At 65.3% G+C, this 24,785-nt stretch carries 24 protein-coding genes and 1 pseudogene; 13 read left to right on the top strand and 12 right to left on the bottom strand.

The genetic code is table 11. The features are described from left to right. The first annotated feature begins 34 nt into the window (after positions 1-34). The 5 genes from OWC48_RS02000 to OWC48_RS02020 all read left to right on the top strand — a co-directional run bounded on the left by OWC48_RS02000 (position 35) and on the right by OWC48_RS02020 (position 5,736). Positions 35-832: an acetoacetate decarboxylase gene (locus OWC48_RS02000; RefSeq protein WP_282518951.1), complete on the top strand. Its 798-nt coding sequence runs from the start codon at positions 35-37 to the stop codon at positions 830-832. Between the two features lie 33 nt (positions 833-865). Next, complete coding sequence (locus OWC48_RS02005; protein WP_282518423.1) at positions 866-2,041, top strand: patatin-like phospholipase family protein; 1,176 nt, start codon at positions 866-868, stop codon at positions 2,039-2,041. 31 nt (positions 2,042-2,072) lie between these two features. Beyond that, positions 2,073-3,221, top strand: a complete 1,149-nt coding sequence (locus OWC48_RS02010) for an HlyD family secretion protein (RefSeq protein WP_282518424.1) — start codon at positions 2,073-2,075, stop codon at positions 3,219-3,221. Between the two features lie 83 nt (positions 3,222-3,304). Then, positions 3,305-4,918, top strand: a complete 1,614-nt coding sequence (locus tag OWC48_RS02015) for an MDR family MFS transporter (protein ID WP_282518425.1) — start codon at positions 3,305-3,307, stop codon at positions 4,916-4,918. A 35-nt stretch (positions 4,919-4,953) separates the two neighbouring features. Then, complete coding sequence (locus tag OWC48_RS02020) at positions 4,954-5,736, top strand: 3-hydroxybutyrate dehydrogenase (RefSeq protein ID WP_282518426.1); 783 nt, start codon at positions 4,954-4,956, stop codon at positions 5,734-5,736. Positions 5,737-5,805: 69 nt separating this feature from the next. Here the strand turns inward: OWC48_RS02020 and OWC48_RS02025 are convergent, their stop codons facing one another. Both OWC48_RS02025 and OWC48_RS02030 read right to left on the bottom strand, forming a co-directional pair. After that, the gene (locus tag OWC48_RS02025; RefSeq protein ID WP_282518427.1) at positions 5,806-6,021 is read right to left on the bottom strand and encodes a hypothetical protein; all 216 of its coding nucleotides are present in this window, start codon (positions 6,019-6,021) and stop codon (positions 5,806-5,808) included. Next, complete coding sequence (locus tag OWC48_RS02030; RefSeq protein WP_282518428.1) at positions 6,018-6,860, bottom strand: helix-turn-helix domain-containing protein; 843 nt, start codon at positions 6,858-6,860, stop codon at positions 6,018-6,020. The genes OWC48_RS02025 and OWC48_RS02030 overlap by 4 nt, the downstream gene beginning before the upstream one ends. Positions 6,861-7,278: 418 nt before the next feature. Here OWC48_RS02030 and OWC48_RS02035 point away from each other — a divergent pair, with 418 nt between their 5' ends. The 7 genes and pseudogenes from OWC48_RS02035 (at position 7,279) to OWC48_RS02065 (ending at position 15,207) form a co-directional block, all read left to right on the top strand. After that, positions 7,279-9,189: a PAS domain-containing sensor histidine kinase gene (locus OWC48_RS02035; RefSeq protein WP_282518429.1), complete on the top strand. Its 1,911-nt coding sequence runs from the start codon at positions 7,279-7,281 to the stop codon at positions 9,187-9,189. Further along, the gene (locus tag OWC48_RS02040) at positions 9,186-9,857 is read left to right on the top strand and encodes a response regulator transcription factor (protein WP_282518430.1); all 672 of its coding nucleotides are present in this window, start codon (positions 9,186-9,188) and stop codon (positions 9,855-9,857) included. Before OWC48_RS02035 ends, OWC48_RS02040 begins: the two co-directional genes overlap by 4 nt. Before the next feature lie 100 nt (positions 9,858-9,957). Then, positions 9,958-10,338, top strand: coding sequence for a response regulator transcription factor (locus OWC48_RS02045; protein ID WP_282518431.1), 381 nt, complete (start codon positions 9,958-9,960; stop codon positions 10,336-10,338). 153 nt (positions 10,339-10,491) lie between these two features. Continuing rightward, positions 10,492-12,393: an FUSC family protein gene (locus OWC48_RS02050; RefSeq protein ID WP_282518432.1), complete on the top strand. Its 1,902-nt coding sequence runs from the start codon at positions 10,492-10,494 to the stop codon at positions 12,391-12,393. Then, positions 12,390-12,593 carry a DUF1656 domain-containing protein gene (locus tag OWC48_RS02055; RefSeq protein ID WP_028155834.1) on the top strand — a complete coding sequence of 68 codons (204 nt, stop codon included), beginning with the start codon at positions 12,390-12,392 and terminating at the stop codon, positions 12,591-12,593. The genes OWC48_RS02050 and OWC48_RS02055 overlap by 4 nt, the downstream gene beginning before the upstream one ends. Positions 12,594-12,603: 10 nt before the next feature. Continuing rightward, positions 12,604-13,902, top strand: a pseudogene (locus OWC48_RS02060) (biotin/lipoyl-binding protein). 258 nt (positions 13,903-14,160) lie between these two features. Next, positions 14,161-15,207 carry an AraC family transcriptional regulator gene (locus tag OWC48_RS02065; RefSeq protein WP_282518433.1) on the top strand — a complete coding sequence of 349 codons (1,047 nt, stop codon included), beginning with the start codon at positions 14,161-14,163 and terminating at the stop codon, positions 15,205-15,207. 191 nt (positions 15,208-15,398) lie between these two features. Here the strand turns inward: OWC48_RS02065 and OWC48_RS02070 are convergent, their stop codons facing one another. From OWC48_RS02070 to OWC48_RS02110, 9 genes are all read right to left on the bottom strand, one after another. Continuing rightward, entirely contained in the window at positions 15,399-16,337 is a 939-nt protein-coding gene (locus tag OWC48_RS02070; RefSeq protein ID WP_282518434.1) for a malonate decarboxylase subunit epsilon, read from the bottom strand. A gap of 9 nt (positions 16,338-16,346) precedes the next feature. Next, positions 16,347-17,297, bottom strand: coding sequence for an AEC family transporter (locus OWC48_RS02075; RefSeq protein WP_282518435.1), 951 nt, complete (start codon positions 17,295-17,297; stop codon positions 16,347-16,349). Further along, a complete protein-coding gene (gene mdcB, locus OWC48_RS02080; protein ID WP_282518436.1) occupies positions 17,294-18,175 on the bottom strand; it encodes a triphosphoribosyl-dephospho-CoA synthase MdcB in 882 nt (293 codons plus the stop codon). The genes OWC48_RS02075 and mdcB overlap by 4 nt, the downstream gene beginning before the upstream one ends. Next, positions 18,172-18,852: a malonate decarboxylase holo-[acyl-carrier-protein] synthase gene (gene mdcG / locus OWC48_RS02085; protein WP_282518437.1), complete on the bottom strand. Its 681-nt coding sequence runs from the start codon at positions 18,850-18,852 to the stop codon at positions 18,172-18,174. Before mdcG ends, mdcB begins: the two co-directional genes overlap by 4 nt. Continuing rightward, positions 18,827-19,549 (bottom strand): biotin-independent malonate decarboxylase subunit gamma, encoded by a 723-nt coding sequence (mdcE, locus tag OWC48_RS02090; protein ID WP_282518438.1) that lies wholly within the window; start codon positions 19,547-19,549, stop codon positions 18,827-18,829. Before mdcE ends, mdcG begins: the two co-directional genes overlap by 26 nt. Then, positions 19,536-20,474, bottom strand: coding sequence for a biotin-independent malonate decarboxylase subunit beta (locus OWC48_RS02095; RefSeq protein ID WP_282518439.1), 939 nt, complete (start codon positions 20,472-20,474; stop codon positions 19,536-19,538). Before OWC48_RS02095 ends, mdcE begins: the two co-directional genes overlap by 14 nt. Then, positions 20,471-20,788 carry a malonate decarboxylase acyl carrier protein gene (gene mdcC, locus OWC48_RS02100; protein ID WP_014496337.1) on the bottom strand — a complete coding sequence of 106 codons (318 nt, stop codon included), beginning with the start codon at positions 20,786-20,788 and terminating at the stop codon, positions 20,471-20,473. Before mdcC ends, OWC48_RS02095 begins: the two co-directional genes overlap by 4 nt. A gap of 9 nt (positions 20,789-20,797) precedes the next feature. Further along, positions 20,798-22,444 (bottom strand): malonate decarboxylase subunit alpha, encoded by a 1,647-nt coding sequence (mdcA, locus tag OWC48_RS02105; protein WP_282518440.1) that lies wholly within the window; start codon positions 22,442-22,444, stop codon positions 20,798-20,800. 164 nt (positions 22,445-22,608) lie between these two features. Then, on the bottom strand, positions 22,609-23,394 hold the full coding sequence (locus OWC48_RS02110) for an alpha/beta hydrolase (RefSeq protein ID WP_282518441.1): 786 nt from the start codon (positions 23,392-23,394) through the stop codon (positions 22,609-22,611). A 306-nt stretch (positions 23,395-23,700) separates the two neighbouring features. Here OWC48_RS02110 and OWC48_RS02115 point away from each other — a divergent pair, with 306 nt between their 5' ends. Continuing rightward, positions 23,701-24,042 (top strand): hypothetical protein, encoded by a 342-nt coding sequence (locus OWC48_RS02115; protein WP_282518442.1) that lies wholly within the window; start codon positions 23,701-23,703, stop codon positions 24,040-24,042. 338 nt (positions 24,043-24,380) lie between these two features. On the opposite strand, the gene OWC48_RS02120 is transcribed toward OWC48_RS02115, so the two are convergent. Further along, positions 24,381-24,785 carry a hypothetical protein gene (locus tag OWC48_RS02120; RefSeq protein ID WP_282518443.1) on the bottom strand — a complete coding sequence of 135 codons (405 nt, stop codon included), beginning with the start codon at positions 24,783-24,785 and terminating at the stop codon, positions 24,381-24,383.

Below are 24,785 nucleotides of genomic sequence, written 5' to 3' on the forward strand. Positions count from 1 at the left end.
CCCGATCACCCCATACCAACCGGAGCCAACCATGATGAAACTCGACACCGTGCGCGCGAGCGCGTTCGCCATGCCGCTGACCAGCCCGGCTTTCCCGCCCGGCCCCTATCGCTTCATCAATCGCGAATACTTCATCATCCAGTACCGGACAGATCCCGAGGCACTACGCCGGATCGTGCCGGCACCACTCGAAATCACCGAACCCGTGGTGAACTATGAGTTCATCCGAATGCCGGACTCGACCGGATTCGGCGACTACACCGAAAGTGGGCAGGTCGTTCCGGTGTCCTATCAGGGCAAGGCCGGCAGCTTCGTCCACCAGATGTTCCTCAACGATCATCCGCCAATTGCGGGCGGGCGCGAGCTCTGGGGCTTTCCCAAAAAGCTGGCGCAGCCGAAGCTCGAGGTCGAGACCGACACGCTGGTCGGCACCTTGAATTACGGCTCGGTCCGCATCGCGACCGGCACGATGGGCTACAAGCACCGGGCCCTCGACGCCGCGGCCGAGGCAAAAAAGCTCGCCGCACCGAATTTCCTGCTCAAGATCATTCCGCATGTCGACGGCACGCCGCGCATCTGCGAGCTGGTGCGCTTCCATCTCGAAGACATCACCGTCAAGGGCGCCTGGACTGGGCCGGCTGCGCTCGACCTGTACTCGCACGCCCTCGCCCCCGTCGCCGAGCTGCCGGTGCTCCAGGTGCTTTCGGCCAAGCATATCGTTGCCGACCTGACGCTCGGGCTCGGCACCGTGGTCCACGACTATCTGGCCTCGAGCGAAATCGTGCGGCGGCGCGGATCCTCCGAAACCCTGGTCGACGCGAATGCCGGCTGATCGACATCATCCGTACCATCGGGAGTCCTCAAAATGCTGAACGTGATGCGCGAGCAAACCAATCCTGTGCCGCAGCGAAGCAATTCGCTTCCCTACGATGTCGTCGCCCTGGTGTTGCAAGGCGGCGGCGCACTCGGCGCCTATCAGGCCGGAGTCTATGAAGGTCTGCACGAGGCCGGCATCCGGCCGAACTGGCTGGCCGGCATCTCGATCGGCGCGCTCAACGCCGCGATCATCGCGGGCTCGCCCGAAGGCGAGCGCGTTGCACGGTTGCGCGAGTTCTGGGAAACCATCTGCGCCTTTTCGATCGAGTGGCCCGCCGGCGAAGGGCTCGCCAACGCCCTGCCCTTTGCGTTCGACATCAGCTCGGTACGCAACGCGATGGCGGCGGCGCGGGCCTTGATCCAGGGCCAGCCTGGCTTCTTCAAGCCACGCTTCCCCTCTCCGCTCTGGTCACCGTTCTCGGGCGACGCCGCGACCAGCTTTTACGATACGGCACCCCTGCACCGGACGCTGGAAAAGCTCGTCGACTTCGACCGGCTGAACTCGGGCGACGTGCGCGTCAGCGTCGGCGCGGTCAACGTCCGCACCGGCAACCTGACCTATTTCGACACCGCCGAGCGCCGGCTGGGACCGAAGCATTTCATGGCATCGGGTGCGCTGCCGCCGGGCTTCCCCGCCGTCGAGATCGAAGGCGAGCACTATTGGGATGGCGGCGTGGTTTCGAACACGCCTTTATCTCGCGTGCTGTCCGGCGAGCCGTGCGACACGCTGACGTTCCAGATCGATCTCTGGTCGGCCAAGGGCCGCGTTCCCCACGACATGATGGAAGTGTCGAGCCGGCAGAAGGACATTCAGTATTCGAGCCGCACGCGCGCCGTGACCGACCAGGTGCTGCGGATGCAGAAGATGCGTCAGGCCTTGCAGCGCACGATCGCGAAATTGCCGGACGCTGCCAGGCACGATCCCGAAATCCGCGCCATCGCGGAGATGGCGCGCCATCGTTGCTACAACATCGTGCACCTGATCTATCAGACCAAGATCCACGAGGGCCATTCGAGGGATTACGAGTTCGGGCTGAGCGCGATGCGCGCTCACTGGCAGAGCGGACTGGACGATATCCGCCGCACGCTGGCCGATCCGCGCCGCCTGGACCCGCCGGCTCCCGAGCTCGGCATCGTCACCCACGACGTCCATCGCCGCGACTGAACCTCACCGCCACCTCGTTTCGGAGAATACCATGTCTTCCATTCCCTATGCTCCCGAGCAGGACGCCAAAACCAGCCTTGGGCCATCCGGGCAGGCGATCAAGCGGGCCGCCCTCGCCTTGGCGCTGGCCCTGGGCGTCGCCGCCGCAGCCGAGTTCGGCCACCACTATCTCACCATCGGCCGCTATCTGGAGACCACGGACGACGCCTATGTGAGGGCGGATTCCACGATCATCTCGCCGAAAGCGTCGGGCTATATCGCGCAGGTCCTGGTCGGCGACAACGAAGCGGTGAAGGCCGGCCAGTTGCTGGCAAAGATCGACGATCGCGATTTCCGCGCCGCGCTCGATCAGGCCGGCGCCGACGTCGCCGCATCCGACGCCACTGTCCGCAATCTCGACGCACAGCTTGCCCTGCAGCAGCCGATCATCGAGCAAGGCACGGCCGATGTCGCTGCCGCCACGGCCAATCTGAAATTCGCGCAGGAAGAGCAGGTCCGATACGACGGCCTGATGAAGACGGGCTCCGGCACGGTGCAGCGCGCGCAGCAGACCGATGCTGCGCTGCGCGCCGCCGCCGCGCAATTGCAGCACGCCAAGTCGGGCCTGCTCGCGGCCGAGCGCAAGGTCGACGTGCTCTCCACCGAACGCGCCAGGGCAGTCGCGCAGCGCGACCGCGCCCGCGCGGTGGAGCAGCAGGCGGCATTGAACCTCTCCTACACCGGCATCATCGCGCCGGTCGACGGCACCGTCGGTGCGCGCTCACTCCGGGTCGGGCAGTTCGTCCAGGCCGGTACGCAATTGATGGCCGTCGTTCCGCTCGATGCCGTGTACATCGTCGCCAATTTCAAGGAAACCCAGCTCACCCATGTGCGCGGCGGCCAGCCCGTCGAGCTGACGATCGACAGCTTCCGCGGCACCAGACTGCGCGGCCATGTCGACAGCCTGTCCCCGGCAAGCGGCCTGGAGTTTGCGCTGCTGCCGCCCGACAACGCGACCGGCAACTTCACCAAGATCGTACAGCGCTTGCCGGTGAAAATCATCCTCGACGACCGCAGCCTGACCGGCCTGCTCCGTCCCGGCATGTCGGCCGAGCCGACCATCAACACCAAATCGGCGGCGATCGCCGAACGCGACAGCAAAAAGCGCCTCGCATCGCGCCGCCCCCAACCTCGCAGTTGAATGAACACGCGTCCCTGCCGGTTGTCTCCTCCCGGACAATCCGCTCAGGCAATGTTTCTCTCGCAAGCGACGAGCAGACAACCATGACCACACTGCAACCGGCCATCGATGCCATGCCCGCCGGCGAAGGCGAGCGGTCCGTCACCACACCGGCTCCAGCGGTTTCCGCCAAGACCTGGATCGCCATCGCCGGCGCCACCCTCGGCGCCTTCATGGCGGTGCTCAACATCCAGATCGTCAACGCTTCGCTGGCTGACATCCAGGGCGCTATCGGGGCCGGTATCGATGATGGCGGCTGGATCTCGACCTCCTACCTGATCGCCGAGATCGTAGTGATCCCGCTGTCCGGCTGGCTCGCGCAGGCGTCGGTCCGCATCTATCTCCTGACCAATGCGACGTTGTTCCTGGTGTTCTCGGCGGCCTGCGCGCTGGCGCAAGACCTGTCGCAGATGATCGTGTTGCGCGCCGTGCAGGGCTTTACCGGTGGTGTGCTGATCCCGATGGCGTTCACGCTCATCATCACGCTGCTGCCAAAGGCGAAGCAGCCGATCGGGCTGGCGCTGTTTGCGATCTCCGCGACCTTTGCGCCCGCGATCGGGCCGACCATCGGCGGCTATCTCACCGAGAACTGGGGCTGGCAGTACATCTTCTACGTCAACCTGGTGCCGGGCGCGGTCATGATCGGCTTGCTGTTCGTCTCGCTCGAATCGCAGCCGATGAAGCTGTCGCTGCTGCGCGAGGGCGATTGGGCCGGTATCGCCACCATGGCGATCGGCCTCGCCGCGCTGCAGACCGTGCTCGAGGAAGGCAACAAGGACGACTGGTTCGGCTCGCCGTTCATCGTCAAGCTGTCGATTGTCGCCGCGATCGCGCTGTCGGCCTTCCTGTGGATCGAGCTGGCGGCAAGGAAGCCGCTGCTGAACCTGCGCCTCCTGGCGCGTCGCAATTTCGGCTTCGGTATCCTCGCCAATTTCCTGCTCGGCATCGCGCTCTACGGTTCGGTCTTCATCCTGCCGGTCTATCTATCGCGCATCCAGGGCTACAACGCCGAGCAGATCGGCATGGTGCTGGCATGGACCGGGCTGCCGCAGCTGTTGCTGATCCCGCTGGTGCCGCAGCTGTTACGGCGCTTCGACGCGCGGCTCATCATCGGTGTCGGCTTTGCGCTGTTCGCAGCCTCCAACTTCATGAACATCTCGATGACCAACGACTACGCCACCGACCAGCTGTTCTGGCCGAACGTCGTTCGCGCCTTCGGGCAGGCGCTGGTGTTCGCCCCGCTGTCGGCTGTCGCGACTTCGGGCATCGAGGCGGAGAACGCGGGTTCGGCCTCGGGCCTGTTCAACATGATGCGCAACCTCGGCGGCGCCGTCGGCATCGCACTGCTGCAGACGCTGCTGACCAAGCGCGAGCAATATCACTCCAACGTGCTGATGCAGTCGGTCTCGCTGCTGGAGCAGGCCACACAAGCCAGGCTCGAGAAGCTGACGCAGTATTTCATGAACCACGGCGTGACCGATCGCATCGACGCCGCCCACCGCGCCTATGTCGCGATTGGCAAGATCGTGCAGAAGCAGGCCTTCATCCTGGCCTTCGGCGACATGTTCTACCTGCTCGGTGTCGCGCTGATCGTCGCACTCGCCGCGTCCATGATGCTGAAGAAGCCCGGCCAGATCGAGACCGGCGGCACCCACTAGTCCCCCCACCCCACCTGACGTCGAAAGGAACTCCCATGTTGAAGGATAAGGTCGCTATCGTCACCGGATCGACCAGCGGTATCGGGCTCGGAATCGCCAGAGAGTTGGCCAGGCTTCGCGTCAACCTCGTGTTGAACGGCTTCGGCGACTCCGGCGAGATCGAAGCCATCCGCAGCGGGATCGAACGCGAGCACGGCGTGCGCGTGGTCTATGATGGTGCCGATATGTCGAAGGGCGACGCCGTGCGCCGATTGATCGCCGCGACAATCGAGACGTTCGGATGCCTCGACATCCTCGTGAACAATGCCGGCATCCAGTTCACCGCGCCGGTGGAAGAATTTCCGTCGGCCAAGTGGCATGCGATCCTGGACATCAATCTGTCGGCCGCGTTTCACGGCATCGCGGCGGCGGTGCCCCAGATGAAGAAGCAACGCTGGGGCCGGATCGTCAACATCGCCTCGACCCACGGCCTCGTCGCATCGACACACAAGGCCGCCTACGTCGCCGCCAAGCACGGGTTGATCGGCCTGACCAAGGTGGTTGGCCTGGAAACCGCCGGCAGCGGCGTGACCTGCAACGCAGTCTGTCCCGGCTGGGTGCGGACGCCCTTGGTTGAAAAGCAGATCAGCGACATCGCCGCACAGAGAAACATCAGTCAAAAGGACGCCGCCAAGGCACTCCTGGGCGAGAAACAACCGTCGTCCGAGTTCGTCTCTCCGGAGCAGCTTGGAGGCACCGTGGCGTTCCTGTGTTCGCCTGCGGCGGACCAGATCACGGGCACCGCGATCGCGGTCGATGGCGGATGGACGGCGCAGTAGCCGGCAGTCGGCCCATGCGAATGGCCTTATCGTGCTGGCCGCCGCCGTTGCCGTCAACGGCGGCTCGTTTCACTGGACACAGTGGTTGACCGTGACGATGGTTCGGCAGAAATCGAGAATGAACCGGCCATGGAGAGCACCGGATCCCGGATCTGAAGATGCCAGGCGATAGGAGTTGCCGAGAACACGGGCGATCTCCAGCACGCCCGTGAGTTCATGGTACGCCATCGCCAGGTGAATGCCGGCCAGCGGCAGCAACAGGACCTGAATGCCAACACTGCTCATGACGCCCCCGCTTCGGCGCGAGGCAGCGGCAGGAATTGCGCAAGATAGGCGCTTCTCCATTGATAAGGCGTGTCGCCGGCGAAACGCTTGAATACCGTCGTGAAATGCGCCTGAGTCTGGAATCCGACGGTCAAGGCAACATCGACGAGCGAGGCGTCGGCGCGCCTCAGCAATTCCTGGGCGCGTTCGATCCGCCGATGCAGCAGATAGTCATGAGGCCGCATACCGACGGCCGCGCGGAACTGCGCCGCAAAGTGCATGCGGCTGAGGCCGGCGACCGCCGCCAGATGCTGCAAGGTGATCTTGCCAGCCAAATTCTCGTCGACATATTGCAGCACGCGCTTGAGGCGCCATTTTTGCAACGACCTCACGGACCGACACCGCTCGTCGTCGGCCTGATCGGTCTCGTTGCACCCGACGGCCGTCGGCCGGCTGGCCCTGCGGGTCAGGATGGCAAGACGCAAGGCGTCCGCAAGGATGGCGGAGTGAGGATGATGGGCCGCTTCGGTTGCCGCGAGTGCATCGGAGAGGCTTCGCATCACCGGGTCCCGGAACTCGCCTGCACCGGCCTCCCGATCAGTCTCGACGGAGGCGCGCGCGAGGCGTTTCGCCGATACCCTGAAGCTGGGCCCGTCACCGGCGCATCTCCGCACGCCCGGCGGGGGCGTCTCGATGGCCAGGGCCACATCGAGGTGAACGAGGGAAAGCGTCATCGCCTTTTCGCCGGCGCGATCCGGACGTTCCGCAAGCCCGGACCGCCGACAATCGATGGCCGAGACGCCGATCGAGCCGACGACATGATCCTTCGCGCCTTGCAGGTGTGACATCTGTAGCGACATCGTCGAACTCCTTGTCCCATTTTCGACCCGGCGAGACCCAATGGCTCGTCCGAATGTGGGAGCAGAGTAGTTCGGCGGTCCCCGCGCTCCATTCTACGCGCGGGTGCACCGGATAGGTTCTCGGGTTGATCGCGTCATACCTAGGTATGACCACGGCGTCGCCGGCCGCGTGGACGTCCCGTTCGCGGCGATGGCGGAGCGGGTCTCTCCCTGCGGTAAGTTGACGCGCTCGCCGATGGTCGGAAAGTCACGCAAAACGCCGTTATGCCGGGGAATTTGCCTGGTCGGCTCTCGCGCAGGATGGAACCGCGACAACGTCTTTCAAGAGAGCACGAAAATCATGTTGCCGCATGTTGTCGACCCGATCAAATCGCGGCATCAACGTGACCGAAAATGAGCAGAGCGACCACCAGCGACGATGACCAGTCTTGATCGGGCCACGGGTTCATCGATGGGCCGCGCCGGCTTGCGGTTCTGGTCTGCCGTCCTCGCTTTCGCGGTTTTCCTGGTCGATGTGCTGACGCCGCTCGAGGGCGCGGTCGCAGTTCTCTACGTCGTTGCGATCCTGCTCGCGGCGAGGACGCACCGGCGTAACGACATCATCGCCGCCGCTGTCGGCTGCAGCGTCCTGACCATAACCGCCTATCTGCTGTCACACGATCTGGAGGCGATCGCCTCGCCTGCCCTTCGTGCGCTGGTGAGCCTCGCCGCCATCGGAATCACGACCTTGCTGGCGCTGCAAAATCACGCGGCGACGAAGCGCCTCGCGGCGCAGGCGCGCCTGCTCAATCTCTCGCATGACATGATCTTCGTCAGGGATCGCGGCGGCGTGATCACGTTCTGGAACAGGGCCGCGGAACAGGCCTACGGCTGGCCGGCCGACGAGGCGGTCGGGCAACTCGCAGATGCGCTGCTGAGAACCAGATATCCCGACCGGCGAGAGGTCATCGAGGCCGGCCTGCTCGACATCGGCCGATGGGAAGGCAGGCTGGAGCAGCGGACGAAGGCCGGCGGCGCACTCACCGTCGATGCCCGATGGGCGCTCCAGCACGACCATCTCGGCAAACCCGTTGGAGTCCTTGAAACGCACACCGACGTCACGGACCGCGTAGCGGCACACAACGCGCTGGTGCAGAGCGAGCAGCGATACCGCCGGATGTTCGACGCAAGCCGAATCGGCGTCGTCGAAGAGGACTGGAGCGCAGTGCGGACCGCGCTGAATTCGCTGGAGACCGGAGGCGCCACCTTGCGGGACTATCTTGCACGAAATCCTGAATTCGTGCGGCATGCCCGCCGCCTCGCTGGAATCACCGACGTCAATCCTGCCCTCCAGAAGATGGCGGGAGCAAGCGGCTCTGCGGCCTTCATGGCGAACGCGGACAGGCTTCTGGGCGAGAACGACCGCAGTTTCCTCGGCGCGCTGATCGCATTCGCCGAAGGAGAGCGGTTCCACGAAGGCGAGACCGATCTCGTGAGCCTCGACGGACGCAGGGTTCCCGTCCTGTTTACGATCACCTTTCCGGCCGAGCCCGACGGAGATCGCAACGTGCTCGCCTTCGTCATCGACATCACCGAGCGCAAGCAGGCACAGGATGCGCTGCTCGCGGCGCAGGCGGAGCTGGCGCATGCCGCGCGCGTCGCCACCCTCGGCGAACTCAGCGCGTCCATTGCCCACGAGGTGAACCAGCCTCTGGCGGCGATCGTCACCAGCGGCGAGGCCGGCTTGCGGTGGCTGCGCCGCGACGTGCCCGATCTCAAGGAGGTTGCAACGACGATCGGTCACGTCGTTGCCCAGGGCCGCCGCGCCAGCGAGATCGTGACCCGCATCCGGACTTTCCTGAAGAAGGTTCCGCCCCAGCAGGATCTGCTGCAGATCGACGAGATCATCGAGGACGCGACCCTCCTGGTCGCGCGCGAGCTCGTCAAGGACGACGTCACCCTCATCGTCAAGGCGGAGCATGGCCTGCCGCCGGTTCGCGGCGACCGGATCCAGCTTCAGCAGGTCCTGGTCAATCTTCTGATCAATGCCGGCCAGGCCATGTCGGGGCGGCCTGGTCCCCGCACCGTCACGCTACGCGCCGGAACCGCCGACGGTGAAAACCTTGCCATCACGGTCGAGGACAGCGGTCCGGGCATCCAGCCTGACGACCTGCCGCGCCTGTTTGATCCGTTCTTCACCACCAAGGGCGGCGGCATGGGCATGGGACTTGCGATCTGCCGAACGACGGTGGAAGCTCACGGCGGCCGATTGTCCGTGGAGAGTTCTCCGGGCTCGGGCGCGACATTCCACCTGACACTGCCATTTAGCCAAGAACACGCCTTGCCATGACACGACCAAACCAAGCGCAACCGCCGGCCCAATCCTCCAGTTCTGTCGTCATCATCGTTGATGACGACGCGAGCATTCGTGCCTCGCTCGACAGCCTGTTCCGATCCGTCGGCCTCGAGACACGCCTGTTCGGCTCACCGGCCGAGCTGCTTGGCGGCGTCATGCCCGACAAACCGGCCTGCATCGTGCTGGACGTCCGGCTCCCGGGCGTGAGCGGCCTCGATCTCCAGGGGCAATTGACCCGCCAGGGCATCAGATTTCCGATCATCTTCATGACCGGTCATGGGGACATTCCAATGTCGGTGCGCGCCATGAAGGCTGGCGCCGTCGATTTCCTGTCCAAGCCGTTTCGCGATCAGGACATGCTCGACGCCGTGACGGCAGCGCTCGAGCGCGATGCGCAGCGCCGCGCGGAAGCCGCGACGAAGGAAGATATCCGCATCCAGTATGAGAGCCTGACGGCACGCGAGCGCGAGGTGATGGGCCATGTGACCGCCGGCTTGATGAACAAGCAGGTGGCAGGCCTGATCGGCCTCAGCGAGATCACCGTCAAGATCCACCGCGGCAACGTCATGCGCAAGATGGAAGTCCGGTCGCTGGCCGACCTCGTTCGCAAGGCCGAAGCGCTCGGGATTTCCCAGAACCGAAAGACGACGGACCAAACCTGAGTATAATTTCGGCGGGACTGCCGCACGGTGCATAAGGCGCCATCGGCCGCCCAATGGGAGATATCCTCCCTGCGGAACACAGCGGTCAGGATGTGTGCCAATGGCCAAAACCCCGGTGATTGCGATCGTGGACGACGACGAAGGCGTGCGCGCGTCGCTGGCGAGCCTGGTGCGTTCGCTCGGCTATGAAGCCCACGCCTACGAGTCCGGCGTCGCCTTCCTGCGGGAACCGGCGGCAGAAGATCCGGCCTGCATGATCGCCGACGTTCAGATGCCGGTCATTACCGGCGATGAATTGCAGGCGCGCCTGGTTGCCTCCGGCCGCCATTTCCCGATCATTTTCATGACCGCTTTCCCGAGCGAACCCGTGCGCCAGCGCGTCATGGCGGCCGGCGCGCATTGCTATCTCGGCAAGCCGTCCAGCGGCGACGAGATCATCCGCCGCCTCGAAGAGGCCCTGGCGGGCCACGCACCGCAATAGTCGGGCCCCGGCTCGGGCAAAGCGCGCCTTCCCGGCGTGCATTCCCGAAAGGAGGTTGATGGACCGAAAATACCGGTCGGCACAGCTCATGCTCCCCTTCGATTTCGCGACGCCGGCAGGCCGCGCGCTTTGCCGCGCATGGAGGGAGCATAATTGCCAGGGGATGCCACCAGCGCTGCCGATAACATCCGCCCGCGGGTCTTCGCCGGCTTCCCGGTGAGTTCCTGGGCATTCGCGCTGCGCGTCCTGCTGGCAATGCTCCTCGCACTCTATGTCAGCTTCTGGCTCGAGCTCGAATCGCCTTCGTCGGCAGCCGTCACCGTGGCCATCCTGGCGCTGCCCACGCGCGCGCAGGGCATGGAAAAGGCGGGTTACCGGCTGCTCGCAACCGCCATCGGGGTGATCGCATCGATCGCCATCGCCGGCACCTTTTCCCAAACCGACGCGCTCCTGCCCGCAGTGTTGGGGATCTGGGTCGGACTTTGCGTCTACGTCGCCGGGATGCTGGACGGCAATCGCGCTTATGCAGCGGCTCTCAGCTGCATCACCGTTGCCCTGATTGCCATCCAGCAGATCGACAGCCCGTTGCAAGTGTTTCCGACCGGCGTCGCCCGGGGCGCCGCCATCGCCATCGGCGTCCTCGCGGTCGCTCTGGTCAACGAGGTGCTCGCCGCGCCGGACTATCATCCGGTTCTTGCGAACCGCCTCGAAACACTGCATCGCCGGGTCACGGAGTTCGCGCAACGCGCCGTCCGCGGCGAAGCCTCATCCGCGACGACTGCTGCGGACATCTTGCGCGATGTCGCGGCCCTGCATCCGGAGATCGCGAGCCTCGTCACGGAGTCGATCAGCGGCCCGGCCAGATCCGCAGCCGCACGCTCCGCGATGGTGGCCCTCGTGAGCGAGCTCGCGCTTGCCCGCATGCTCGCCGCGCTGCCAGTCGTATCCGCGACGTCTCGGGATGATCGAGACCCCGGCGCCTCCGGCCTGATCACGATCTGCCGGACCTATCTCCGCGACGAGATCATCCGCAGGAATGCAGACGTGCGCGACAGTCTCGAGGCACTGCGAGCCGGCAACTATCCGCGCCGGCAATGGCGCGCGCCGCTTTACCGCTCGCCTCGCATTGCAGCGGAAAGCGGCGTCAGGGCCGCGATCCACTTCATCCTCATTGCGATCATCTTCGTGATGGCGGGGTGGCCGACCACCGCGCTCTGCCTCTCGCTTGCCGCGGTCATCATCGGCCTGAGCGCGACGGCTCCGGATCCGCGCGCCTTCACGACACTGGCGGTTTTTGCCATGCCGATCGCATGCTTGCTCGCCGGCATCCTGAAATACCTCGTCTTCAACGGCGTATCCGAGTTTCAACTGCTGGCGATCGGCCTTGCGCCTCTCGTGATCGGCGCAGCGCTTCTGATCACGCTGCCGAGCGGCGTCCTGCCGCCGCTCGGCAGGCTCTCCCTCGTGTTCACGCTTGTCATTCTCGCACCGAGCAATCCGCAGAGCTACGACCCCGACGTGTTCCTTGTGACGTGTCTGTTTGCCCAGCTTTCCTCGGTTCTGGTCTTCGCGGCGCAGCTCCTGCTGCCGTCCTTATCGGGCGAACGGAGGATCCGGCTACTGCTGGACGACGCCCATCGCGAGCTGAACCGCCTCGATTCCGGGCGAGCCCGGCATCTCGCGCCGGAGGAAGCCGCGTTTCGCGATGCCGCTCGGATCGAGCAGATCGTGACGACGAACGGCGCCACGGCACCTCCCCCTCGGGTCGTCGCGGAAGCGCTGCGCTGCTTCGACGAGGCGGTGGTGCTGCGACGGTGCCATGCCGAACTGGACCGCCTGGCCGAGACCTCACTCGGCGGGGCGGTGCACGCCGCGCGAGCCGCGCTCACCCTACGGGATGGAGGCGCAATCCTGACTGCCGCCGAGGCGCTGCGCCGGACAGCTGCCCAAAGCAACCTGTCCGTCGAGCCGGTGCTCGCCGCGCTCGTTACGGCCAGCATTGTCTTTGAACCAGGGCAGGGTTTCGCCGGTTCCGGCCAGGGGACGCATCCGTGACGAATACTTATCGTGAACTCGTCGTGGGCGGCGTGCTGATCGCCCCGATCGTGTCCTATGCGGCCACAGCGCTGCTCGCATTCCTGCTGCTCCGCCCGGTGCTGCGCTTCGTGGGATTTACAAGAATCTTCAGCAACCCGTCGCTGGCCGAGCTCTGCCTCTACGTGTCGATCTTCGGCCTGCTCGCGCTCTTTTGCTAAGGAGAAAGTCATGGACGCGGCTCTGCCTCGAGATGCGGCCTTTCCGCCCCACCCCGAATCTTCAGCCGAAGCACGGGCGGGCGCAGCCGACGCCGTCGCGTGTTCCTGCCCGACGGAGGCCGCGGCGCGCGCGACCAGCGACCGCGCCGCGAACGACGGCGAAGCTTCCCGGCAGGCGACGCCTTTGACGCGGTCGCCGCGCAAGGCCGCCGGGCGGTTCATGGCCGGCGTCGGCAAGCATTTCGCCACTCTTGCCATCGCCCTGGTCGCCATCCTGATATCGGTTGCAACCTGGCAGCACTATGTCACCGCGCCCTGGACGCGCAATGGCAGCGTGCGCGTGCAGGTCGCCAATGTCGCGCCGTAGATTGCTGGCAAAATCGTAGAGCTGCGGGTGGCCGACAACCAGTTCGTCCGCAAGGGTGACGTGCTCTACGTCATCGATCCCTTCGACTTCGAGGTAGCCGTCCGCATCGGCAAGGCCCTCGTCGACCAGCGGGCGGCGGACCTGGAGGTGAAGCAGGCCGAGTCCGACCGGCGCCGGCGTCTGTCCGACCTCGCGACGACGCCAGAGGAGCAGCAGATCTTCGCCGGCAACGCCTCGCAGGCGAAGGCCGCCTACGCAGCGGCCGCTCACCAGCTTGCACAGGCGGAATTGAACCTGAAGCGCACCAATGTGCTCAGCCCCGTCGACGGCTATGTCACCAATCTCCTGCTGCGCGTCGGCGACTATGCGCTGACCGGCGTCACCAACGTCTCCATCATCGATTCCAACAGCTTCTGGATCGACGGCTATTTCGAGGAAACCAAGATGGCGCATGTCTGCGTCGGCGATCGCGTCGAGGCACAGCTCATCGGCTACTCCAAGCCGATCCTGGGACATGTGAAAACCGTGACCCGCGGCATCAGCCCGTCAAACGCCGCGGCGGGCACGCAAGGTTTGCCCAACGTGGACCCGATCTACACCTGGGTGCGGCTTGCGCAGCGCATACCGGTTCGCGTCGCCATCGACACGGTGCCGCCGGGCGTGCCGCTGGTCTCCGGCATGACGGCCACGGTGACGATCCGGCAGCCCGATGCGGTCGATCGCCAGACCTGGTCTCATCGGCTCCGCACGACCTTGGTGGACCCAATGTTCGATGTGTTCGGCGCGGGAGATCCGCCCCGCCCCAACTGCCTCCAATCCCCATCCCAGCAGCCTCCCGAGGTGACAGCGCTTCCCTATGCGCGGGTGCCCGCAATTCCGTCAGCGGAGAAGATCGCGCCTGGCCTCACCCCCGGCATCGACGCCTCGCCACGCCTTCCCTGAATCCAGTCAGATCGCCCACCTGATGAGAGCCATCGCGTCGCACCGCAACATCTGAACTCACAGCCCAGGCCTTTGATTCTGCTTGCTCAATTGGAAGTTTCGCGACCTTCTGCCGCACCTGCACATTTCGCAAAATCTAACACGATTTCAGCATCTCTAACGGGCCTTGTGGCGGCATCAGACATATCGTTCGAGCGTCAACCAATGGCATTCAGCAGCCGTCACGGCGGCAGCGGAATCCAAACGACGGGACGAACGATGCTCACCGATATGCAAGCGGCCGGCGCCCGATTGACACATCAACCCGGCGCCCGCGAACCGGATTTCTCTCAGGGGGCACGCGCATTCCCCCACGAACGAAAATGGCGCCAGCCCGAGCAACGCGTAGGAGTCGCGCGCGAGGACATCACGATCTCGCGCTTTACCTATGCGCAGACGGCCGTCAGGCGCGAGGATGCAACGACACCTCCCGACCGGTACTTCTTCGCCATCGCCCTGAAGAGCACACGTCTCAAGCTGACCAGAGGCAGTCAGACCATTTTCGACGGCGCCATGCCGGCAGGCACGCTCTATGTCGGCGCGCCGTCGCAGCCGCTCCGCGCGCAGTTTCTCGCGCCTTGCGATTTCCTGCACTTCCACATCTCGGCCAATTGCTTTCCATCTCCACAGCAGGGAACGGAGCCGCTCGCGCCCGAATGCCTGAACGATCTCCTTCTGTTGCGCGACCCGTTCGCCGAGCAGCTCGCAAAGGCGCTGACCGAACAAGGCCATTCGGCCGATCGCGAATTTGCGTGCTGCATCGCCCAGACGCTGGCGATGCACGTTGCTCGGCGCGAGCCCCCGCGCACGAAAGTCAACGCCTTGCCGAAATGGCGGCTCCGACGCGTCGAGGAGTATGTCAGGGCGCGCTTCGACCACTCCATCAGCCTGTCCGACCTCGCCGGCGTCGCGGGATTGTCCCGGATGCACTTTGCCGCGCAGTTTCGCGCCGCGACTGGATACCGGCCGCGCGAGTATCTCCTGCAACAGCGCATCGAGCATGCAAAATCTCTCCTGTCGAATACCGAGACGCCGCTGGTCGAGGCGGCGCTGGCCGTCGGTTTCTGCACGCAGGCGCATTTCTCGACCGTCTTCAAACGTCTGACAGGCGACACGCCGGCACGTTGGCGATGCACCAGCCGGAACGCATTGGCGTCACCCAGGCTCGCTGAATGCGACCCGGTTCCGTCACGCGAGCCGGTGTCTCATGTCCTGCCGGCGGACCTTCGTGAATCATGCGAAATGAGAAACAGCGTGGGGACGTGAAATACTTTGCACGCCGGATCGGCGATGCTGGCAGTGTTAGTGACTGAGACCCCAAGTCACGGCTCGAGCCTTCTCCTCCCAGGCATGCGAGCAGTGGGCCGTCCTCCCCACAAGGACGGCCCCTTTTTTTGACCTCGCCGCGCCGATTCGGAGCGCCGTCCGTCCGATTCCGAAACGAAGCTGTTGCCATTTCAGTCGCTGAGATGTCGCGCAAGCCAGTCACGCACACCCTGAAGACTCCTGAAATCGTCCAGCGACCGCACCGGAAGGCCGGGCTCGACGCTCGCAACCATCCGGCTCAGTGCATGTCCAGGTCCAAATTCGAGAAATGCCGTGGCACCCGCTTCGAGACAGCTTTGCAGGCAATTTCCCCACTGCACGGTTTGCGAGATCTGCGCGGCGAGCTTGTCGTGGCCCGTCTCGGCGGAGACGACCGAACCGCCATCGACGCCGCTCAGGATGCGCGCGCCGGCAGCCGGCGGGAACGCCACCGGCGCCGACCGCAAGACTTCGCGAAACACGACCGACGCCTCGGCGAGCCGTCCGGTGTGGGAGGCAACCCCAACCGGCAGGTCGACGATCCTTGTGGCACGCATCGCCCTCGCCTCTCCGGCAATCCCGTTCAATGCCTTCCGGCCACCGCCGATCACGAAGGCATCGCCTGGATTGACGATGGCGATCGCCGCGCCGTGGCGCTCGCAAAGGCGGGTCACATCGTTATGTGAAAGACCACGGACAAAGATCAGCCCGTCACCGGCGCAGGTGGCGGCGTCCATCGCTTCCGCGCGGCGCACTGCGAGGTCGAGCGTGAGGACCGGTTCGAACAAATCTGCCACGCCCCATGCCGCCACCTCACCGACACTGTAGCCTGCGATGATGGCGCCATGTGGAATGATGTCCCTGAGCCCGGCAGCGGCGGCCAGTGCCTGCAACGTGCATAGAATCTGGCCGGACCGGTTGCGATGCAGAGCCTCGTCAGATTCGCTGCGCACGAAATCGCGCGGATCCCTGCCGCCCAGCAACGTTGCCGCATGTGCAAACAGGTGCGTCGCTTCCGGCGCATCGCCCGTCAGGGCGAACATGTCCCGATGCTGTCCGCCTTGTCCCGAGCACAGGATCGCAAGTGTCATGGTCGCCGCCTAGTGCGGAAAGAGCACGGCGATCGCGACCGCCATGGTCGCGACACTGAATCCGGTGCTCGAAATGACCATCGATCCGACCGCTGCGGAGTCCAGCCGGTAGTTGACCGCAAACAGGATGCCGAAAAAGCCAGAAGGCACCGCGGCGAGCAGAATGGCCGTCCTCGCTGTGTCGGGAGCGATTGGAAAGACGTGAGTGACTGCAACGGCCGCGAGCGGCCGAACCATGTCCGAGGCCACGGTTGCAGCCGCGATCTTCCAGTTCAGGCGGAACGACTGTGCCGACAGGATGGCTCCGGTCAGGAACAGCGCGACGCCGGCGGCCGAACTCCCGATCAGGGCGAGGCAGGCATGAGCGAGCGCGTCGAGACTCAGATCCGACACCGAAAACAGGATGCCGAACACGGGCGCGAGCACGACCGGCTTGGTGATCGCACGTCCCACGGCCGTCAGCATCTGCCGCGCCGCCATTTCCTCGCCGCGGGCCCTGGCGGCGTCCATTTCCGCCATGATCAGGGTCACCGGGCTGATGAGGACCGAACCGGTTGCCAATGCGACGGCGACCGGAACGGCGCCCGCCTGTCCCGCGACGGATGTCAGGATTGGAAGACCGACGCCGGCAAGATTTGGAAAGCCAACCGTGAGTGCCTGAATCGACGCATCGGGCCGCGACACCTTGAACAACCTGCGCGCGGCAAGATACCAGGCGGCATAGAGCAACGACATCGTTATACCGAGCACCAGAAAGAGCGGAACCTGCTCGATCATCTCGCTGCGCGACGCCGAGGCGGTCGCGGCGAACAGGGACGCCGGCACGGCGAAATCCATCACGAGTGCGTTGAGGGCGTCGACGTGAAGATTGTCGACGACATGAAACTTGCCGGCGGCGTATCCGAGCAACAGGACGAAGAAGACCGGCACCAGCGCCATCAGGATCGCGTTGGACATCATGGCATCGGCCTTTCATGGGCGTCGACGAAGAGCGTCATCGCAAGAAGGTCGGCCGATCCACCCGGGCTGAGACGCCGGACGACGAAGCTTTCATGGATCGATTGCGCGTATGCATGCCAGCCGGGCGCACGCACGCCCCCGGCGTCGATGAAATGACGCGCGGCACGATGTGCAAAGCGAAGGCCGTCGAGCCCGCCGCGATGCAGGAGATTTGTGTCCTCAACGGACGCGATCAGGGCAAAGCACGCCTCGACCCGGGCGGCTTCCGCTTCCGCGGGCACGGCCGGCGTCATCCTGCGCAAGGCAGGCAGGCCGATCCGATAGACGCTGGGAAATCCGTTCGCGGCCTCAAGACGCGCGCCGCCCGCGTGATAGCGGCGGCGCGCGGTGCTGCCATGGCTGTGCAGCAACACCGGACCGTCGAGGATGCTGCCGCCCCAGACGCGTGCCACGACATCGCCGAGCGGCAGCCCGGGATCGACCAATCCGCCGACCTTCGCACCCGCCGCCGCGCACAACAGCCCGAGTCCGAAGATCGCGCCGCGATGGGTGTTGATGCCGGAGGTCGCCGCGAGCATTGCACGTTCGGCCTCCAGGCCGATGATCCTCAGCCGTCCCATGCCGCAACCAAGCGCGCCCGCATCGGCGAGCCGTTGAAAGTAAGGCCTGATGGCCGCAGAGCTGCGGCGAAACATGCCGGCATCCATGTCGTCGTGACTGCCATTGTCGACATGGCTCACGAGTCCCGGCTTCGGCCAGGTTTCCAGCTCCATGACGAGGCAATCAGCGGCGACGTCGCCGATGGCTGCGGTATCGGCGACCCTTCGCGTCCGGTACGAAACGAGCGGTTCAGCACCCCGTGCGGCCGCGGTGATCATGATCCCGTCGCTCCCGAAATGAACCGATCCCTGTCGAGCACGGCCACGCTCCCGATGGTCTTGACCAGAAGCTCGCTCGCGCCGGCGTGGAATTCGCGCCAGTTCACCGCCGCACCATCCACGCGCATCAATTCGCCATCGAGCCGCATCGGTGCTTCGGTCTCGATTGCGGCCACATCGGCAGCGAGACGATCCAGATCCGTTTCGCGGTGGAACGCGAGCAGAACGTCGAGATCGGAGCGGTCGGTCACGTAATCGAGCCCGGTCAGCGACTGCCAGGCCAGGCTGCCGAATATCCGCACATCCACCGCATGCCGGAGTGCAAGCTCGTCGAGTCGATCGAGCGTCAACCACCAGTGACGCGGCGCCGAGGCACGCACCTCCAGCAGCGAGGGCGGTCTCGCAACCGAAACGACATGGCCGACATCCGCCAGAAAGGAGAGCCGCTTCTTGCCGGCAGAGGGCGGCAGCGGCAGGCCCAAAGCGAGGCCGGTCGCCTCGCCTGGCAGCGCGCGCCGCCTGATCGTCGGCCAACCCATGACGGGCCAACACCCGACCAGGGGATCGGCGGCGAGATCGGCACGCATCTCGAGGAGCGCCCGCCAGCCCTCCGGGCTGACAAAGACGAGGTCGTGGCGACCGGCCGGCGGTTCACCGGATTTGCAGGGCAAGGTCACGAACGCGCTCCGCGATATCGGCGGCCTTCGGCCGGCCACCGCGCTCCTTGCCGAGCGCATCTCTTCGATCCCGCGCAGCCGGCATGTCGGCGAGCAGCGCCTCAAGCTGGTCTGCGAGTGAGGTGGCGTCGCTCCATGTCATATGAACGGCACCCATCTGCTCGAGATTGGAGAGCCCCGGCGCGAACACCGGCGTCGATTTGGCCTTCTCCTCAAGAGCCGTCATCGACAATTTGGTGACCTTCGCCATCGACGGCAGATCCATCACGGCGGGAGAGGCGCCGGGCAATCCGACCAGCACCCGCGTCGCAAGGCCCGTCGCAAGCAGGGCGCCCGCCGCCGAATGGCCGTAGAGAAGACCGATGGTCGGGCGGCCGTGCATGTCCGCGTGGATCAGCACTTTCGCCAGATGCGCGAGGAACTCGTTGAGCCCGAGCAGCTCGTCCCGCTTGCTCATGCGTTGGCTGTCACTGTCGACGAGCACCACGATCGGTCCGCTCCCCCGGTCGATCGAGTCCAGGACGTGCGCGGAAAGTCTGATCGCCTCGTCGACGCCGAGTGCAGTCCGATCAGAAACACCAATCACGAGTATCCTGCCGCCGGACCGCAGCGTCGCCGCGCCGGCAATGACGCCATTGTCGTTCCTGACCTCGTGGCCGTCGGGAAACAGCGAGGCGAGAATGTCATCGAGCGTCACGGCTGCTCCTCCCGATCCTGTCAGCGAGCGCAATGAATTGGTCGGCCGGCAATTCCGGCACCGTTTCCGCATGCGCTACACCTTCCACCGTCCAGACATCGACGGCGTCCTGGCAAGCGCCGAAGCGGCGCAACCTGTCGGCCAGACGCCCCTGCTCCGCCTTGAGCCGGTCGAGGCCGAAGGGGCCAATCAACCCGATCAACTCGAGCGCGGCCTCGCGAAAATCCTGCACGGTGTCATCGGCGAAGACGTCGGCCGCACCGAGCAGCCGCCGGTGCTTGCCGCCCATGGTGCGCCAGACCAGGGCACGGTCACGGGAGTCGAACTCCTCGACGCCGCGATTGGTCTCGATCACCTCGGGACCCGAAACCGCGATGCGTCCCGCCTCCGACACGGCGAGCGCGGAGCAACAGCCTGCGATCAGACCGCCGCCGCCATAGCAGCCGGAGCGCCCGCCGATCAGGCCGATGACCTTCACGCCGGCACTGCGCGCCTCCATCACCGCGCGCATGATCTCGGCGATGGCGAGCTCACCGGCATTGGCCTCCTGCAACCGGACCCCGCCGGTATCGAGCAGGATCAGAACGGGGATCGATCCGATCTCGCGCGCTGCGCGGAGCAGCCCCGTGAGCTTGGCACCGTGCACCTCGCCGAAGGCGCCTCCCATGAAGCGCCCTTCCTGCGCGGCGACGAACACCGGCGCGCCGCCGAGGCGGCCATGGCCGACGACGATGCCGTCATCGAACTGCTCGGGAAGGCCGAATATCTCCAGATGCGGACTGACCTCGCGCTGTTCCGGCCCGATGAACTCGACCAGGCTGCCGGCATCAAGCAGCAGATCAAGCCTCGTCCGCGCCGATGCCTCGTTGAAGCTTGTGCTGCGGGCCCGCTCGGCCGGGGCGATGTGCGAGAGCGGCGCGGTCATCGGTCGCTCCCCGCGATCAGTCGCACCGCCTGGGCCAGCCGAAGCGAGACCGTGTCGGGCCGCGCGCCGCCGTCATTGATGGAGAATTTCAGCCCGCCGGGCGAATAGCGCTCGACGAAATCGCCAATGACGGCGCTCCAGACTTCGCCGAAGCCCATCGCCGCGGTCTTGATCTCGACCGCGCATTCCGCATCCGGCAGGACGCGCTCGACCAGCACTTCCAGATTGCCCGAGGCGACCACGCCGACGATCGCGCTCTGCCTGATGCCGCCCGCGCGCTCGCGAACCGGGTGGTGAAAGCTGAGATCTTCCATGGCCTGTCCTCACCAGTTCCTGAATTTCGACGGCGGCGCGTAGAGCCCGCCCGACCAGCGCACGAGATCCTTGATCGAGCGCGCCGCCAGCATGTTGCGATCCGCATCGAGCGGATTGATGCCGATATCTTCCGGCCGCCGGATCACGCCGCGCTCGCGCAGCTGCGCGACCATGCTGCGATCCCTCCCGCGACCGACATCGGTGTATCCGGCAACGCCGCGGATCGCCTGCTCGCGTTCTTGCGCCGTACGGCACAACAGGAGGTTCGCCACCCCCTCCTCGGTGACGATGTGCGTGACGTCGTCGCCGTAGATCATCACCGGCGCGAGCTCGAGGTTCAGCTTCTCGGCGAGCTCGATCGCATCGAGCTTCTCGACGAACAACGGGACGTTCTTGTCGCCGAAGGTTTCGCCAATCTGCACCACCAGCTTGCGGCCCCGGCGCAACGGCGCCGGGCTGTCCGGATCGGCCTCCGCGCCGGCCTTCAGCCAGGGCTCGCTCGGATGCCTGCGCCCGCGCGCATCCGAGCCCATGTTGGGCGCGCCGCCGAACCCGGCGATGCGCGAGGCGGTGACGGTCGAGGAATTTCCCTGGAGATCGATCTGCAGCGTGGAGCCGATGAACATGTCGCAGGCATAGAGCCCGGCGGTCTGGCAAAAGGCGCGGTTGGAACGCAGCGAGCCGTCGGGACCGGTGAAATAGACGTCGGATCGGGCCCGGATGTAGTCGTCCATGCCGACCTCCGAGCCGAACGAGTGGATCTGCCGGACCCAACCGGACTCGATCGCGGGAATGAGCGCGGGATGCGGATTCAAGGCGAAGTGGGTTGCGATCCTGCCCTTCAGGCCCAGCCTCTCGCCGAACGTCGGCAGCAGAAGCTCGATCGCGGCCGTGCTGAAGCCAATCCCGTGATTGATCCGCTGCACGCCATAGGGCGCGTAGATGCCCTTGATCGCGAGCATCGCGGTCAGGATCTGCCCCTCGGTGATCGCCGCCGGATCGCGCGTGAACAGCGGCTCGACGAAGAACGGCTTGTCGGACTTGACGACGAAATGGACGCGGTCCGCCGGGATATCGACCCGCGGAACCGTCTCGACGATCTCGTTGACCTGGGCGATCACGACGCCGTCCTTGAACGCCGTTGCCTCCACCACGGTGGGCGTGTCCTCGGTGTTCGGACCGGTGTAGAGATTGCCGTCACGGTCGGCGCTGACGGCGGCGATCAGGGCGACGTGCGGGGTGAGATCGATGAAGTAGCGCGCGAACAGTTCGAGATAGGTGTGAACCGCGCCCAGCTCGATCTTGCCGCCGAACAGCATGCGCGCGATGCGCGCCGATTGCGGCCCGGAATAGGCATAGTCCAGCCGCTTCGCGACCCCGCGGTCGAACAGGTCCAGATGTTCGGGGAGAACGACGCCCGACTGCACCATGTGCAGGTCGTTGACCTTGGACAGATCGACCGCCAGCAGCGCGCGGCTCAAGAGATCCGCCTGCTTCTGGTTGTCGCCTTCCAGGCAAACCCGGTCACCCGGCCGGATCACGGCCTCCAGCAGACGCGTAGCGTCCGACGCTTCCACGACCTTACCGTGGGCAAGTCCGGCACCGGCCGCAATGCGGGCATCGCGCGCGGCGCGGTTGTTCTGCCAGCTCGTCATGACCTTGGCCCCTTTGCGGCGTTGGCTCCGCTCCGATCCGGAACCATGCCGGTCGTCTCGATCATGCTCATGGAATTCTCCAGAGGGCAGTCGGGCCGGCGGGAGTGCTGTCTCTCCCGCCGTCCTTCCTTCCGCCGGCCGTGCGTCAGGACCGGCAAAACGCGTCAGCGGGTGGCCGGTTGATCGATGCTGCGAGCGGCACGGGTGATGATCTCCGCCACTTCCTTCGGATGCGACTCGTAGACCGAGTGGCTCGCGCCCGGGATCACGGTGGTGTGGCTCTTGGCGCGCTCGTAATACCAGCGCTCGAGGTCCGGATTGATGATCTGGTCGTTGCCGGCAACGATGCCCCAGCTCGGCTTGGTCTTCCACGCAGCCGCCGTCAGCGGCGTGGTGAACACCTGCGTCGCGGCCAGAACCTGGGAGCGTGATTCGAACTCCGCCTGCTCGCGCGGCAGATCGGGCGCGAATAGCTTGGGGAATTGCACGGGATCGAGATAGGTGAATTTGTCGGGCGTGACCTTGATGGCGCCTTCGGTCTTTCCAAGTACGCTCGGCGTCTTCTTGCCCAGCGCCCCTTCGTCCTCTCCGACGTCGGGCGCATGCGCGGCAACATAGACCAGACCGACCACATTGGGATGAACACCCGCCTCGGTGATGATCGAGCCGCCATAGCTGTGGCCGACCAGAAGCGTCGGGCCACCCTGGAGATCGAGCAGCCGCTTCGCCGCCGTGACATCATCGCCAAACGACGTCTCGGGCTCCTGCAGCATGCTGACGCGGAATCCTTCCTTGGTCAGGATCTCGTAGACCGGCTTCCAGCCGGACGCATCGACCCAGGCGCCGTGCACCAGGACGATGTTCTTCGGGGGTTCAGCGCGCGCCGGGGCGACGGTCGCGAACAGGGAGAGAGTGGCGGCGAAGGCGAGGCCAGCGTTGAGGTGTTTCATGTCGGGATCACTCCGGGGTTGGAATGGTGCGACAGTAGTGTCGACGCCTGCCGGCGTATTTCGGCAAACAACGGCCCTTGCCACTTCGCACGTCGGGACATGCCGATCGAGACAACGGCTCCTCGTGCATCCTCGGGACGCTGCCTAGCTAAGGCGCCCACTTCAAAACGCAGCGCATATGTCAGGCGTACAGACCTCTCGTTACTGTGAACGGTCGGCGTTCGAACACGAAAGACGAACGATCGACTTTGTCATTCAAGAGGTCGAATCTGACGCTGTTTGAACTCCATGCATGGGATCGGACACATGACATCCACGGCAAATTTCCAGATCGCGCTTCTCATCCTGTTGTGCGCAGCTTCGCCCGCGCGTGCAGGCACTTGTGCAGACGACATCGCGCAGACCCAGATCCAGCTGGATCAAGCGATAGAAAAAGACGCGGGCGCCCACGGCTGGCAGCGGGAGAGCCTCAGCGCGCTGCGCAGTCATCAACCGACGCCTCGCTCGATTGCAGAGGCAGAGGGCGGCCGCGGAGCGGTTTTCACGGATGCGCTGGACTCGCTTGATCGCGCGCGGACCGCTGATCAAAACGGCGACACAGGCACATGCAGCCGCGAACTCGCGCATGTGCGGGACATTCTGAAATAGCGAAAAAGAAGACCGAAGCCAAAGCCGGCCAATGGCGCCGTTATCGGCGAGGCAACGCGGCGATGCGGCCGAACGAAGACGAATGCCCGCTCACGGCACGTCGAATGCCCGTTGTCGTCGTGCTGCCGGGGAGCGGGACGTGCATTCTGGAAATACCCCGCAGCTCCGCACCTTTCTAGTGCTCGACAGCATTCAGCCGGAGCTTCTTCCATGCGAGAGCAGCACTCATCGAACGACGTCGGCTCGGGAAGATCCGGCTCGCGCCGGTTCGCCCTGATGCAGCCGGCCGTGGCACTCACGGCCGGCATGCTTTGGCTCGTCCCGGCAGCGACAATCGCTCAAACGACCATGCCGGGAACGCAGCCTTCCACCGGCATGCTGGCGACGTCGCCGCTCAATCCGCAATCCACGCGGCCCGTCGGCGTTCCGCTGGGATCGACCGAGATCGCGACGCCCGGCATTTCGCCGCTTAATCCGGCGCAAAGCACGGCGGGTTGTGCCGGATCCGGCAATACCGCCTCGTCCGGAGCCTTGTTCGACGGCGGCGGACTGTCCGGAGGCTCATCCGTCACCTGCAACGGCAGCATCACGGCGGCGTCGCCCCTGCCGTCGGCATCGACGGTCGGACGCGTCGGGGTTCCGCTCGGAGCCACCGAGCTCGGCGGCGCCGGACTCAGTCCGTCCGTCCCGGTGCAGGGCCCTGCCGCAACGGGCAGCACGCCTTCGATCGGCGGCTCAAGCAA

This window comes from Bradyrhizobium sp. Arg816, from assembly GCF_029989365.1.
Taxonomy (GTDB): Bacteria; Pseudomonadota; Alphaproteobacteria; order Rhizobiales; family Xanthobacteraceae; genus Bradyrhizobium.